Annotated in this window: 12 protein-coding genes and 1 other annotated feature; of the genes, 9 read left to right on the top strand and 3 right to left on the bottom strand. The window is 61.0% G+C overall.

Going from position 1 to position 13,915, the window contains the following annotated elements; all coding sequences use genetic code 11:
- Nucleotides 1–18 precede the first annotated feature (18 nt).
- The 5 genes from ALIDE2_RS21425 to ALIDE2_RS21405 all read left to right on the top strand — a co-directional run bounded on the left by ALIDE2_RS21425 (nt 19) and on the right by ALIDE2_RS21405 (nt 6,104).
- On the top strand, nt 19–516 hold the full coding sequence (locus tag ALIDE2_RS21425; RefSeq protein ID WP_013723112.1) for a (2Fe-2S)-binding protein: 498 nt from the start codon (nt 19–21) through the stop codon (nt 514–516).
- Complete coding sequence (locus ALIDE2_RS21420; protein ID WP_013723111.1) at nt 513–2,987, top strand: xanthine dehydrogenase family protein molybdopterin-binding subunit; 2,475 nt, start codon at nt 513–515, stop codon at nt 2,985–2,987. The genes ALIDE2_RS21425 and ALIDE2_RS21420 overlap by 4 nt, the downstream gene beginning before the upstream one ends.
- A 48-nt stretch (nt 2,988–3,035) precedes the next feature.
- Nucleotides 3,036–3,632 carry an SRPBCC family protein gene (locus ALIDE2_RS21415; protein WP_013723110.1) on the top strand — a complete coding sequence of 199 codons (597 nt, stop codon included), beginning with the start codon at nt 3,036–3,038 and terminating at the stop codon, nt 3,630–3,632.
- Between the two features lie 107 nt (nt 3,633–3,739).
- On the top strand, nt 3,740–5,476 hold the full coding sequence (locus ALIDE2_RS21410) for an FAD-dependent oxidoreductase (protein ID WP_148262996.1): 1,737 nt from the start codon (nt 3,740–3,742) through the stop codon (nt 5,474–5,476).
- A gap of 286 nt (nt 5,477–5,762) precedes the next feature.
- The gene (locus tag ALIDE2_RS21405; protein ID WP_148262985.1) at nt 5,763–6,104 is read left to right on the top strand and encodes a c-type cytochrome; all 342 of its coding nucleotides are present in this window, start codon (nt 5,763–5,765) and stop codon (nt 6,102–6,104) included.
- A gap of 126 nt (nt 6,105–6,230) precedes the next feature.
- Here ALIDE2_RS21405 and istB read toward each other — a convergent pair whose 3' ends face one another.
- Both istB and istA read right to left on the bottom strand, forming a co-directional pair.
- Nucleotides 6,231–7,034 (bottom strand): IS21-like element ISThsp10 family helper ATPase IstB, encoded by an 804-nt coding sequence (istB, locus tag ALIDE2_RS21400; RefSeq protein WP_005800888.1) that lies wholly within the window; start codon nt 7,032–7,034, stop codon nt 6,231–6,233.
- Nucleotides 7,024–8,550 carry an IS21 family transposase gene (gene istA, locus ALIDE2_RS21395; protein ID WP_013721393.1) on the bottom strand — a complete coding sequence of 509 codons (1,527 nt, stop codon included), beginning with the start codon at nt 8,548–8,550 and terminating at the stop codon, nt 7,024–7,026. The genes istB and istA overlap by 11 nt, the downstream gene beginning before the upstream one ends.
- A 159-nt stretch (nt 8,551–8,709) precedes the next feature.
- Between istA and ALIDE2_RS21385 the strand changes: the two genes are divergently transcribed.
- The 3 genes from ALIDE2_RS21385 (at nt 8,710) to ALIDE2_RS21375 (ending at nt 11,761) form a co-directional block, all read left to right on the top strand.
- Nucleotides 8,710–9,944 (top strand): IS3 family transposase gene (locus ALIDE2_RS21385; RefSeq protein WP_085945337.1). Its coding sequence is split into 2 segments (ribosomal slippage): nt 8,710–8,998 and nt 8,998–9,944, totalling 1,236 coding nucleotides; the frame shifts between segments, so codons are not numbered across the junction.
- Nucleotides 8,988–9,104: a sequence feature (AL1L pseudoknot), on the top strand. (Overlaps the previous gene by 117 nt.)
- 72 nt (nt 9,945–10,016) lie before the next feature.
- On the top strand, nt 10,017–10,769 hold the full coding sequence (locus tag ALIDE2_RS21380) for a glucose 1-dehydrogenase (protein WP_013723107.1): 753 nt from the start codon (nt 10,017–10,019) through the stop codon (nt 10,767–10,769).
- Between the two features lie 101 nt (nt 10,770–10,870).
- Nucleotides 10,871–11,761: a transporter gene (locus ALIDE2_RS21375; protein ID WP_013723106.1), complete on the top strand. Its 891-nt coding sequence runs from the start codon at nt 10,871–10,873 to the stop codon at nt 11,759–11,761.
- A 28-nt stretch (nt 11,762–11,789) separates the two neighbouring features.
- Here ALIDE2_RS21375 and ALIDE2_RS24095 read toward each other — a convergent pair whose 3' ends face one another.
- Nucleotides 11,790–12,530 (bottom strand): IS630 family transposase, encoded by a 741-nt coding sequence (locus tag ALIDE2_RS24095; RefSeq protein ID WP_049791396.1) that lies wholly within the window; start codon nt 12,528–12,530, stop codon nt 11,790–11,792.
- Nucleotides 12,531–12,614: 84 nt separating this feature from the next.
- Between ALIDE2_RS24095 and ALIDE2_RS21365 the strand changes: the two genes are divergently transcribed.
- The gene (locus tag ALIDE2_RS21365) at nt 12,615–13,829 is read left to right on the top strand and encodes an IS4 family transposase (RefSeq protein ID WP_085945338.1); all 1,215 of its coding nucleotides are present in this window, start codon (nt 12,615–12,617) and stop codon (nt 13,827–13,829) included.
- Nucleotides 13,830–13,915: the final 86 nt, after the last annotated feature.

Genomic DNA, 13,915 nt, shown 5'->3' with positions numbered 1-13,915 from the left:
CAAATAGGAGAAACCTCGATGAGCGAGCAGAAGTACCCCATCAAAGTAACGGTCAACGGCCGGAAGATCGAGCGCGAAGTGTCGGCGCGCATGCTGTTGTCCGATTTCATCCGCCAGGAACTCCAACTCACCGGCACCCATGTCGGCTGCGAGCACGGCGTCTGCGGCGCCTGCACGGTGATCCTCGACGGCCGCACCACGCGCTCCTGCCTCACTTTTGCGATTCAGGTCGACGGCGCCGAGATCTCGACCGTCGAGAGCCTCGGCACGGTGAACAACCTTCACCCGCTTCAGTCGGCCTTCTGGGAGAAGCACGGGCTTCAATGCGGGTTCTGCACGCCCGGCATGCTGCTGACGGCCAAGGAATTACTCGCGCGCAACCCAGACCCGACGCGCGAGGAAGTGGCCGAGGCGATCTCGGGCAACCTGTGCCGTTGCACGGGCTACCAGACCATCATCGACTCGATCATGGCTGCAGCCGAGACGCTGCGTAACGCCGCGGAGGTGCAAGCATGAATGCCAAGTACACCCCCGACGTGACAATCCCGCCTTCGACACAGCGCGAGGGCGTGCGCAGCGAGCCGCGCTGGATCGGCAAGAGCATGAAGCGCGTCGAAGACCCGCGCCTGCTGACCGGCAAGGGCAAGTACATCGATGACATCGTGTTGCCGAACATGGCCCACGCGGCCCTGCTGCGCAGCCCGTACGCGCATGCCCGCATCAAGTCCATCGACACCTCGCGGGCGAAGGCGCTGCCTGGCGTGATCGCCGTCGTCACCGGTCGCGAGATGGCAGAGAAGACCGGTCCCACCGTGACATTCTCGAGTCCGCCGGTGGTGCAGCACGCGATGGCCGTCGACAAGGTACGCCATGTCGGCGAGACCGTAGCGGCGGTGGTGGCCGAAGACCGCTACATCGCCGAGGATGCCCTCGAACTGATCGACGTAGAGTTCGAGGAGCTTCCCATCGTCACCGACCCGCTGCTTCAGGCGCAAGCACGAGGCGATGCAGTGCTCCATCCAGAGCGCGGCGAAAGCAACGTCGCGATGGATCGCACCTTTACCTTCGGCCCGGTGGATGACGACTTCGCCCGCGCCGATGTCGTAGTCAGGCGCAAGCTTCGCTGGAATCGCTCCGAGGCGCAACCGATAGAGACCAGTGGTGCGATTGCAGATTACGACGAGGGAACCGGCAAGCTGACGGTGCATTGCAACACCTCAATGTACAACTACGTCGGCTGGCTATGTGCGGCGTCGCTCGGGATTCCGGCGACGCACCTCAATCTCGTGCCGGTGATCGCCGGCGGCAGTTTCGGCTCGAAGCTTTTCCTTCACAAGATCATCGTTCTGACGGCATCGCTTTCGCGGATAGCAGGGCGGCCAGTCAAGTTCATTGAGGACCGCCTCGACCACATGACCGCTGCGGACGTGCATGGCTGCGATCGCGTCTACGACGCCGAGCTCGCGCTCAAACGCGACGGCACGATGCTGGCGCTGCGTTATACCGTTGTCGACGATTACGGCGCGTACCTGCAATACGGCTATGGCACGCATGGCAATACATTCGCCCAGATAGTCGGGCCCTATCGCATCAACAGTGTTCAGGGACGCGTCATTGCGGTGCTCAGCAACAAGGCTCAGCAGGGTGCCTATCGCGGCTTCGGTTCGGAGGTCTCCAACTTCGTGATTGAGCGGCTGACCGATGCCGCTGCGCGGGAACTCGGCCTCGACGTCGTTGAGATCCGACGCCGCAACTTCATTCGGCCCGAAGAGTTTCCATATCTGATCCCGACCGGAAACCTCTATGACAGCGGCAACTACGAGAAGGTGCTCGCAGAAGCGCTGCGTATGTTCGACATGGAAGGCTGGCGCGCCAAGCAGGCTGCGGCGCGTCGACAAGGGCGCCACATCGGCATCGGGCTCGTCACCTGCCAGGAACGCAGCACGTTCAGCGCGACCGAATTCTGGTCGCTGAATCCACCCGACCAGGCCGGCTTCACCCTGACCAGTTCACCGGAAGCGGTGTCGATGCGAATCGACCCAACGGGCAAAGTCTTCGTCAAGTTGAACTCACCCTTCTGGGGCAACAGCCCCGAGACCATGGCGACGCAGATCGTGGCCGAGGCGCTGACTGTGGAGCCGTCCGACATTTCGATCGGGTATGCCGATACCGATAGCGGCTTCAACGGAACCGGACCCGGTGGAAGCCGCTATACCGTGATGCTCGCGGGCGCGGTGGTGACCGCGGTGAAAACGCTGCGAGGCAAGCTGTTCAAGCTGGCTGGTCACATGATGGAATGCGCCGAAGGCGACCTCGAACTGCGCAACGGCAAGATCGGCGTCAAGGGCGTTCCGGCCATGGAAAAGAGCGTCGCCGAAGTGGCGATCGCTTCCCACTACTTCCGACTGAGCTTCCCCAATACACCGGAATTTGCGAGCGGCCTGGAGACCACCGCGGTATACGACCATCCGCTGACGACCATGCCCGCCGCGGATCGCAGCCACCTCGGCATCTACTACCCGATCATGGGCCACATGGCCCACGCGACGGCGGTCGAGGTGGACTCGGCCACCGGCAAGGTGTCGATCCTCGACTACGTGGCCGTGCACGACTGCGGGACGGTGGTCAACCCGATGACGCTTGACGGCCACGTCCGCGGCGGCACGGCACAGGGAATCGGTACGGCGCTGTACGAGCACTATCGCTACGACGAGAGCGGGCAACTGCTGACTGCTTCGCTGGCTGACTACCACATGCCGACGGCGCACGAAATGCCAGCCGACATTCGAATCGGCCACGTCGAAACGCCGTCGCCGTTTACCGAGTTCGGCATCAAGGGCGGTGGCGAGGGCGGTCGCATGGCAACGCCCGCCGTCCTGGCACAGGCCGTGGAAGACGCGCTGTCGCCGTTCGATGTGCGCATCGACGAAGTCCCTTTAACTCCGATTCGCCTGCGCGAACTCGTTCGCTCGGCGGGCAAAACCTGATCTGAGGATTGGAAATGAACTTGACATCAATTTATAGAGGGTACGCAAATGGATTTGCGCGGGCAGCATAGTATTTCCGCCAGTCAAAACCAAGTGTGGCTGGCACTCAATGACCCGAAGATTCTGAAGGAGTGCATCACGGGGTGCGAGTCCGTAGATCGGACGGGCGATGAGGAGTTCGCTGTGCGACTGGTTGCGGCAGTCGGTCCCGTGCGGGCCAAATTCCAAGGCCGTATCGTCTTGTCCGATCTTGTTCCCCCCGATTCCTACAAACTCACGTTCGAAGGGCAAGGTGGGATGGCAGGGTTTGCCAAGGGCAGCGCGGCCGTCGATCTTCAGCCCGACGGCCAAGGCACCTTGCTGCGCTATGTGGCGACCTCACAAGTCGGCGGGAAGTTGGCGCAAGTCGGATCCCGCCTGATCGAAGGGGCAGCCCGAAAAGTGGCGGACGATTTCTTTTCAACCTTCGAGGGCATCCTCAAGGGTTCCGATTCCGGCACTGGCGAAGGGCGCGAGTCTGCGCTGAGTACGTCTGCTTCCGTGATCAAGTCCTCCTCTGGCACTGCTTGGACACCGTCCAGGGTATCGATCGGCGTTGCCGTTTTGATCGCCCTTGGTGCTGCCCTTTATTGGTACCTGAGATAGGAATGCTCAAGCTTTCTAGATAACCGTCAAACCCGTACCAGCCCCGGCACGATGGCCGCTGCACGGGCAATCCCTTTACCCACACGTTCAACTGAAGGATATAGATGATGACGACTAAACCTAATGCCGAGACCGTTGCCTCGAGGCGTGGATTTCTAAGAGCAACGACGGTCGCCGCAGCGGCCTCTTCGTCGCTTGGCGTACTCACGATGACCGACGCACAGGCCGCCTCAGCATCATTCAGTGCCGAATACGACATCGTGGTTGTCGGTAGTGGCTGCGCCGGGCTGACCTCTGCGTTGTTCTCGCGCTGGCATGGCAACAGCGTGGTCGTGCTCGAGAAAGCCGCGGCATTGGGCGGCACAACGTTCAAATCAGCATTCTGGTACTGGGTGCCGAACAATGTCCCGATGAGAGCAGCCGGCATCGCGGATCCCAAGCCGGATTTCCTGAAGTACGTCGCTCGTGTCACTCGTCCCCAGTTCTATGATCCGGAGCATCCCACATTGGGGCTCACCCAGTGGGAATACGACATGTGCGAAGCCATCTACGACAGCGCGTCGCCTGCCGCGGAGCTTCTTGCGCAGAAAGGCGCTCTTCCCTATCGGCACGTTCCCTTCGCCACAGACTATTTCTCTGAACTGCCCGAAGACAAGGCGAAATCCGGCCGAGTGCTGACTCCGAAGGACGGCTCACCAAGCATGGCCAATGGCGGTCAAGTAGCCATCCGCACCCTTTCCACGGCGGCGAGGCGCGATGGAATCGCCTTCAAGACGGGACATCGCGTTCAGCGTGTCATCTTGAACTCCAAGGGAGAGGCGATCGGAATCGAAGCCCTGAAGGACGACAACAGCGTCGTTCGCATTCGGGCAAGGAAAGCCGTGATCTTCGGGTCAGGTGGCTTTACGCACGACCCTGAACTTCGATCCAACTTCCTCAATGTTCCGGTCTATGGCGGTTGCGCCGCGTTCACCAACGAAGGTGACCTCGTTCGCATCACCAGCTCGCTTGGAGTCCAGCTCAGGAACATGAATCATGCGTGGCTGTGTCCGGTCACTTTCGAAAAGGCGATTGGCCGCGATGGTTCGATGTCGGGCATGTTTTCGGTCGCTGGCGATTCCATGATCTTCGTAGACAAGCGGGGCAAGCGCGTCGTCAATGAAAAACTCAACTACAACGAGCTTTGCCAGAAACTATTCGAGTGGGATGGGGCCAAGGTCGAGTATCCCAATCTCGTGTTGATCTCCATCTGGGATCAGCGTTCCCAGGATCACTCAGCCTCCAATGACTATGGGAGCGCCATCGTTCCCCCAGGAGCGGACGATCGCCACGTCATCAAGTCGGACACGCTTGATGGACTGTCGCAGCAGATATCTCTTCGACTGAAGAAATATGCCGGTCAGATCGGACATATGGAGCTGTCGTCGGATTTCAACGCGAATTTGCGGGAAAGCATCCTGCGATTCAATGGTTTTGCCTCAACCGGCAAGGACGAGGATTTCCATCGCGGGGAGCGCGCGTCGGACGTGCTGTTCAATGGCTCCACCAAAAAGGAACCCGATCAGAAGAATCCAACGATGTGGCCAATCAGCTCGGTGGGCCCGTACTACGCAGCTCTGGTGGGCGGCGGAACCCTCGATACGAAGGGCGGACCCAAGACCAATACCCATGGTCAGATACTGGACATTCACGACAAGCCGATCCGCGGTCTTTATGGCGTCGGCAATTGCGTGGCTTCCGCGTCGTCTGGAGCCTATTGGGCGGGCGGCGCCACGCTCGGCCCAATGATCGCCTTTGCGTACCGCGCAGCAAACGCGGCCCACGGCGAACCCAAGCGTACCTAGTGCAGTGTTTGATGCTTGATGGAACAAATAAAACCGATGGATTTATGGTCTGAGCAAGGCGCAAACCACAGCGATAGCCGTAGCTATCGCGAGGATTTGCAACGCCTCTCAGGCCGAAAAGACGCGGTTTTATGTTCCAGATAGCGTCGAACACTGCACTAGATGATTCCACGCGCACCAACACGTTTGAATTGACTGAGGGCTTCTTCTATGTCCATGTATTTTGGAGGATGGAATGTTCATTATTAGAACATCGTTATTACTATGTTGCCTCCTAGGTGGGGCTTTGATCAATCGTTACGCACTCGCGGCAGACCCCTCCAGCGAGGCCCTCAGATCACTTGCCGTGCAGCAGTGTGCGCAATGCCACACCTTCGATCGAGGCGTGGGTCCGGGTTACGGGCCGAACTTGTTCGGAATTGTTGGCCGCAAAGCGGGAAGCGCTCAGAGTTTCACGTACTCGCCAGGATTCCTGGCCGCGATGTCCGAAAAGACATGGGACGAAAAGCTCCTCGATAGGTTTCTCGGAGACACACAAGTGGTGGCACCTGGCACGGGGATGACCTATTTCCAGGATGATCCGAAGATTCGTAAGAAGTTGATTCAATTTCTGCGCTCGCTGCAGTGATGTCTTGTTCCGATCCGATTTTGGGTACCTTTGATTTCAGTGCAAGAAGTACTTGTTGATTTCCACGCAAAGCTGACCCACCATTTCCATCGAATCTTGACCCACCCTGGTTCGTGAGCTTCACGCTCACGTTGTGGATAAGTTCTTGGTCGCCTTCTCCTTCTTGGTGGTCTGTGGTGGTTGCTGTGCGGAGCTATTCTTGAACCGGTAGCTGTCATTGCCGGTCTCAAGAATATGGCAGTGATGCGTGAGCCGGTCCAGCAGCGCCGTGGTCATCTTGGCATCTCCGAACACATTGGCCCACTCGCTAAAGCTCAGGTTGGTGGTGATCACGACGCTCGTGCGCTCGTACAGCTTGGACAGCAGGTGGAACAGCAAGGCTCCTCCTGACGTGCTGAATGGCAGGTAGCCCAGTTCATCCAGGATCACCAGATCGGCATAGGCTAGGCGGTGCGCGATCTGCCCCGGCTTGCCCTGGGCCTTCTCCTCTTCCAGTGCATTGACCAGCTCCACCGTGGAGAAGAACCGCACCCTGCGGTGATGGTGCTCAATGGCTTGCACCCCGAGGGCTGTGGCGATGTGGGTCTTGCCCGTACCCGGTCCACCCACCAGCACCACGTTGTTGGCGTTCTCCAAGAATTCGCAGCGGTGCAACTGGCGTACCAATGCCTCGTTCACCTCGCTGTGGCTGAAGTCAAACCCAGCCAGGTCCCGGTACGCAGGGAACCTGGCCACCTTGAGTTGGTAGGCCACAGAGCGCACCTCCCGCTCGGCGGTCTCGGCCTTGAGCAGTTGGGACAGGATGGGCTGCGCTGCGTCGAAGGCCGGCGCACCTTGCTCAGCCAGTTCCGCAACCGCCTGGGCCATGCCGTGCATCTTGAGCTCGCGCAGCATGATCACGATGGAAGCGATGGCAGGGTCATGACGCATAGCGCACCTCCCTCAATTGGTCATAGCGCAGCACGTTGGCCTGGGGTTCCACAGACAGCTTGAGGGCCTGGGGCGAGGTGACCGGTGCTGGGGCGGGCTTACCGTCCAGCAGGCGGTGCAGCACGTTCAGGATGTGGGTCTTGCTGGCAGCCCCTGACTCCAGTGCCAACTCCACTGCAGCGAGCACAGCTTGTTCATCGTGGTGCAGCACCAGAGCCAGAACCTCCACCATCTCTCGGTCGCCGCCTGGCTGCTTCAAGAGGGCGGCCTGCAGGCGCTTGAAGGCTGCTGGCAGTTCCAGGAATGGAGCACCATTGCGCAAGGCCCCGGGCTTGCGCTGCAGCACTGCCAGGTAGTGGCGCCAGTCGTACACGGTCTGTCCCGCACCATGGTGGTTACGCTCGATCAGGCGCTGATGCTCGCACACGATCTGGCCTTCGGCGGCGACCACCAGGCGATCGGCGTAGACCCGCAGGCTCACCGGCCGATTGGCATAAGGCGCCGGCACGCTGTAGCGGTTGCGCTCGAAGTGGACGAGGCAGGTGGGTGAGACGCGTTTGGTGTGCTCCACAAAGCCATCGAAGGGCCGGGGCATTGGCATCAAGTCGTTCTTCTCCTCGGTCCAGATGTCCGCGACGGTGCCCGGCAGCTTGCCGTGCTCGATCTCGTGCCACAGCGCCACGCAGCGCTCTTCAAGCCATGCATTGAGATCGGGCAGGCTTGGGAATGGCGGCACTACCTGCCACAGGCGATGGCGGGCATCGCGCACGTTCTTCTCCACCTGGCCCTTCTCCCAGCCCGAAGCAGGATTGCAGAACTCGGCCTCGAACAGGAAGTGGCTGACCATGGCCGCAAAGCGCGCATTGACGTCGCGCTCCTTGCCACGGCGCACCCGGTCTACGGCGGTGCGCATGTTGTCGTAGATGCCACGGCGGGGCACACCGCCCAGGACTGCGAATGCATGGTTGTGGGCATCGAACAGCATCTCGTGCGTTTGCAGCGGATAGGCGCGCAGGTAGAACGCTCGGCTGTGGCTGAGCTTGAAGTGGGCTACCTGCAGCTTGGTGCGCACGCCGGCGAGAACAGCCCAGTCCTCGCTCCAGTCGAACTGGAAGGCCTCACCCGGACCGAAGGCCAGGGGAACGAAGGTGCCGCGGCCAGTGGTCTGCTGGGCCACAAGGCGCTGCTCGTGCCAGAGGCGGGCAAAGGCCGCTACGCGGTTGTAGGAGCCGCCATAACCGAGCGCCTGCAGATCCACGTACATCTGCTTGACGGTGCGGCGCTGCTTGCGGGATCGGCCAGCTTCCGTCTTGAGCCAGCCAGCGAGCTTCAAGGCGAAGGGATCGAGCTTGGATGGACTGACCCGCTTGGCATAGTGCGGCTCGGCCTCGCCTACGCGCAGGTACTTGCGGATGGTGTTGCGCGAGAGGCCCGTGCGGCGGGCTATCTCCCGGATGGACAGCTGCTCTCGCAGGGCCCAGCGCCTGATGACACTCAGTGTTGCCACGTCTATCACTCCTGGTCTCCTGCTGCTCAGCAAAGCAGCAGGTTAGGGTTAGTACGTGGGTCAGGTTTGGATGGAAATCCCGGGGGTTAGTGGGTCACTTCTGCGTGGAAATCAACAATGAACAGCCCCGGATTTCGAGGAGGCACCAACTCTTGAGAAGATGGAGCCATGAACAAGTCACCGAAGTTCTCCCCGGAAGTCCGCGAGCGCGCCGTTCGCATGGTGCAGGAGCACCGAGCCGACTACCCGTCGCTGTGGGCAGCCATTGAATCGATTGCGCCCAAGATTGGCTGCGTGCCGCAGACCTTGAATGACTGGGTCAAGAAGGCCGAGGTCGACAGCGGCCAGCGCCCCGGCACCACCACGGCAGACGCCCAGCGCATCAAGGAACTGGAGCGTGAGGTCAAAGAGCTGCGCCGGGCCAACGACATCCTGAAGACGGCCAGCGCGTTTTTCGCGCAGGCGGAGCTCGACCGCCGATTGAAGTCTTGAAGAACTACATCGACCGCCACCGTGATGACTACGGGGTCGAGCCCATCTGCCGGGTGCTGCAGATGGCCCCGTCGTGTTACTGGCGCCACGCAGCCCGGCAACGCAACCCGCAACTGCGCAGTCAACGCGTCCAGCGTGACGAGGGTTTGAAAGCCGACATCCAGCGCGTGTGGCACGCCAACTGGCAGGTCTACGGGGCCGATAAGGTCTGGCTGCAGATGAACCGCGAGGGCATCGCAGTGGCGCGCTGCACGGTCGAGCGCCTGATGCGTGCCATGGGCTTGCAAGGAGCACGCCGTGGCAAGACAGTGCGCACCACCACGCCGGACACATCGGCACCGTGCCCGCTGGACCACGTCAACCGGCAATTCAAGGCCAGCCGGCCCAACGAGCTGTGGGTGTCGGACTTCACCTACGTCTCCACCTGGCAGGGCTGGTTGTACGTGGCCTTCGTGGTGGACGTGTACGCCCGGCGCATCGTGGGCTGGCGGGTCAGCCGCAGCATGCAAACGGACTTCGTGCTGGATGCGCTGGAGCAGGCGCTGTATGACCGCCAGCCAGCAGCCCATGCCTTGACGCACCATTCCGACAGGGGCAGTCAATACGTTTCCATACGCTACACCGAACGCTTGGACCAGGCGGGTATCCAGCCATCAGTGGGCAGCCGGGGTGACAGCTACGACAACGCACTGGCCGAGACCATCAACGGGCTGTACAAGGCCGAGCTGATTCACCGCCGGGGACCCTGGAAGACCAGGGAATCCGTGGAGCTGGCCACCCTGCAGTGGGTGCACTGGTTCAATCACGTCCGACTGCTCACGCCGATTGGGGGCATCCCTCCGGCAGAAGCTGAGGCAAACTACTGGAGGCAACTCGCCGTCAGCGACACCTCGACAGAGGTGTCAACTTAAACCAATCGGCCTCCTTGAAAGCCGGGGCGGTTCAACAAAGTACTTTTTAAACAACTCAACCAAGGAGATAGCATGAAACGCGTAGAAAACAAGGTGATTCTGGTAACCGGTGGTGCCATGGGCATGGGGCGTTCGCACTGCGAGCTGCTGGCAGCGCAAGGTGCCTGGGTGTTCGTGGCCGACATGAATGCGGCTGAAGGGGAAAACACCGTGGACAGCATCCGCAAAAGCGGCGGCAAGGCCGACTTTTTGCAGCTCGATATCACGCAGGAATCCCAGTGGAACGCCGCGCTGGCACAGATCAGCGAGCGCGCGGGCCGCCTGGATGTACTGGTGAACAACGCAGGCATCCTGATCCTCAAGTCCATGCAAGACACCACCAACGAAGATTGGGATCGCACCTTTAATGTGAACGTGCGCGGCCTGTTCCTCGGAACCCGTGCAGCGGTGCCGCTGATGAAAAAGGCCAGCGGTAGCACCATCGTCAATGTGTCGTCGATTTACGGCCTTGTCGGTGCCCCCGGTGCCAGCGCCTATGAGGCCTCCAAGGGTGCGGTGCGCCTGTTCACCAAGTCCTGTGCGGTGGATTTGGCACCGTTCAATATCCGCGTCAACTCGGTGCATCCGGGCGTGATTGAGACCCAGATGACCAAGGCCATGCTCGATGACCCGGCCATCCGCCCCGCCCTGCTCGGCCCAACGCTGCTCAAGCGCCCCGCGCAGCCAATCGAGGTATCGCAGGCCGTGCTGTTCCTGGCCTCGGACGAATCCTCGTTCGTGCATGGAGCAGAGCTGGTCGTTGACGGCGGCTACACAGCCAACTAATCGTCAACCTCGTCAATCGCAACGCGCCGGACTCCATCCGCGAGCGGGTAGTCCGGCGCGTTGCTGCAAGAAAAAACAATACCCACCTCGGAGACAATCGAATGAAGCAATTTGCCAAACGACTGGCACCCCTGGCCGCCGCCCTGGCGGCTCTCATGCAGGCTGGCACGGCCAGTGCCATCGAACTTGACGCCGGTGACTACACCCCTCTGCCGGCTGGAACCACCGCGCTGGTGCTCTATGGCCAGCACACCACGCGCGACAAGCTTTACAGCCAGGGTAACCGGCTGCCAATCAACCCGCAGCTCGACTCCACCGTGGGCATCTTGCGTGCGGTGCGCTTTATGGAAGTGGGCGGTCTCATCATCGACCCTCAGTTTCTGCTGCCCTTTGGCCGACTCAGCGCCAAGGACGATATTGCGGGTCTGGGCTCCAAGAACAGCGTGGGCGATCTGATCCTTGCCTCCGCCATCTGGTTCACCAAACCCGGCGACAAGAACCACTTTGCCATCACCCCCTACCTGTACCTGCCGACCGGCTCGTACGACCGCAATCAGACTCTAGGGCTGGGCGAAAACCGCTACAAGTTTGCGCTACAGGCCGGCGGTATCGCCGAACTGGCGCCCCTCATCCTCTGGGACTACGCCGCTGACGTGACGCTCTTTGGCAAAAACGACGACTACAACAACGGCACGGGCGGCAGAACTACCATGAAGCAAAAGCCCTTGTACCAATTGCAGACGCAATTGCGCTACCAGCTCAGCCCGGCGCTGGATCTGCGCGCAGCCCTGTTCCACTCCTTCGGTGGCGAGACCAAGGTGGGCGGCGTAGACCAGAACAACCGCTTGTCCACGACGAAGTTCAACGTGGGCACGGCATGGTTCATGAAACCCGACCTGCAGCTGATCGCAACCTATGGCCGCGACATCCATGTGCGCGAAGGCTTCAAGGCCAACAACCAGATCAACCTGCGCCTGCTGAAGCTGTATTGATGTCGCACAAGCGGCCGCTAGTGTCTCGTCATCGATCAAATGTCGGATATAGGCGTTTGAGCTTGATGCGCGCATCGGCGCAGGTGAACTGCCAATCGACCTTGGCGTTGAGCTGATCGCGTTGGTGCTGCCAGGCCGCGACCTCGCGGCTTACCTTGTCGATGCAATCCAGGCGCCGATCCAGGCATTGGCCAATCATCACGTTGAGCTCGATCTCGGCCATGTTCAACCAACTGCCGTGTTTTGGCGTGTAGACAAATTCGAACCGATCCCACAGCGCCTTGGCCTGCCTAGGCTCGAAGGCCTCGTACAAAGACGCCGCCGTGTTGGTGTTCTGGTTGTCCATGACCAAGGTGATGCGCTTGGCCGCTACGTAGTTCAGCTCCACGGCCTTGTCGGCCAGCAGCTTGAGCGTCCAGCGCGCACGCCCAGAAGGCGGCTCGCTGCAGCTCAGTGCCACCAGGTGCGCCTCCAAGTCGCCATCGACCAGGCGCTCGTAGTTCTCGGGGTAGCGGCCACCACCGAGCGCCAGCGCGAACCCCTCTTCGACGAAACGGCGTTTGACGCGATCAATCTTGCGCGCGCTCACGTGCAGGACGTCGGCGATCTGCTGGCTGCTGCGCTGCTGCCCAGCGCCACCGACTGCCTCATCGCAGTTGAGCAAGATCAGCGCGTTGAGCACCTTCTGCGAGGCGTGCGAGCCCTTGCGCAGCATCGCCTGCAGTTGCTCTCGTTCTTTCTGGCTCAGGGTGACCGTGTATTTTTCCATCCTGCGATGGTTGCTCATCTAGCGGCAATACTGTTCAGATAGTATCTCATCATTGATAATTCGAAGCCATCGCAATCCCCCAGCATTGGAACGATGGCAAGGACACGCAAGGCCGTAGCGGCCCACATTGATGTAGCGCACTTGATCAGTGCTGGCGTACTGGCCAGCGTGTGTCCACGTCCATTGATTGAAGAGGTGCTGGCCCAGACGGGACGCGCCAGTCAGCGCCAGCGGCTCTTGCCCGCACCTGCGGTGGTGTACTACGTCATGGCCTTGGCGCTGTGGCGCGAAGCGCCGCTGGAGGAGGTGTTGCGCGTGGTCTGCGAAGGCCTGCACTGGCTCGGCGGCCCCCAGGGGCAGGGTCAGACCATCCAGGCCAGTAAATCGGCCATCTCGCAGGCGCGCACACGGCTGGGCCCTGAAGTGATGCAGCAACTGGCGCAGCGGGTGCTGCGACCCGTGGCATCCCGGGATCTCACAGGTGCCTGGTATCGTGACTGGCGCGTGATGGCCATCGATGGCAGCACCATGGATGTCGCCGATGAGCGCACCAATGCGGAATTCTTTGGCTACCCCTCGTCCTCACGCGGGCAAAGCGCCTTCCCGCAGGCCAGGCTGGTGGGTCTGGTGGAGTGTGGCACCCATGTGGTGACGGCAGCGCAGATGGGGCCATACGCTCAGGGCGAACAAACGATGGCCGAGCCCTTGCTGGCCTCGCACCTGCAGCCGGACATGCTGGTGCTCGCTGATCGGGGGTTTTACAGCTTCAAGCTCTGGCAAATTGCTTGCGCCAGTGGTGCCAAGTTGGCTTGGCGCGTCAAATCCACTATGAGGCTGCCGGTGCAGCAAAGACTTCAAGACGGCTCCTACCTGAGCACCCTCTTCAGCAGCGAAGACCGCCAACGCCGCAACGGACAAGTGGTGCGGGTCATTGACTACACGCTGCAGGACTCGGCCACGCCTGCGCAGGATAGCTACCGTTTGGTGACCAATATCCTGGACCCCGATCAGGCACCGGCACAAGAGCTGGCAGCGCTGTACCACGAGCGCTGGGAGATCGAGAGTGTGCTTGATGAGTTCAAGACCCATCTGCGCGGCAGCAGCACGGTGCTGCGCAGCAAGACGCCTGAGTTGGTGCAGCAGGAGTTGTGGGGGCTGCTGCTGGCGCATTTTGCGATCCGACAGCTCATGGCCCAGGCGGCCTGGAACAACGGGTTGGATCCGGATCGCTTGAGTTTCGTGCACGCTGTGCGCGTGATCAAACGCAAGATGCCGCAAGCTGCGGCCATTCCCCCCTGAGCGCCTCGCAGGCTGGCGCGATGCGCTACTCGTTGAGATCGCCAGCGGCAAGGCCGTGTGCAGCCGAGGTCGTCTCAATCCCCGGG

The sequence above is a fragment of the Alicycliphilus denitrificans K601 genome (genome assembly GCF_000204645.1).
GTDB classification, from domain to species: domain Bacteria; phylum Pseudomonadota; class Gammaproteobacteria; order Burkholderiales; family Burkholderiaceae_C; genus Alicycliphilus; species Alicycliphilus denitrificans.
Note: the sequence above shows the minus strand (reverse complement) of the source record. Positions and strands in the feature narration are given on the sequence as shown.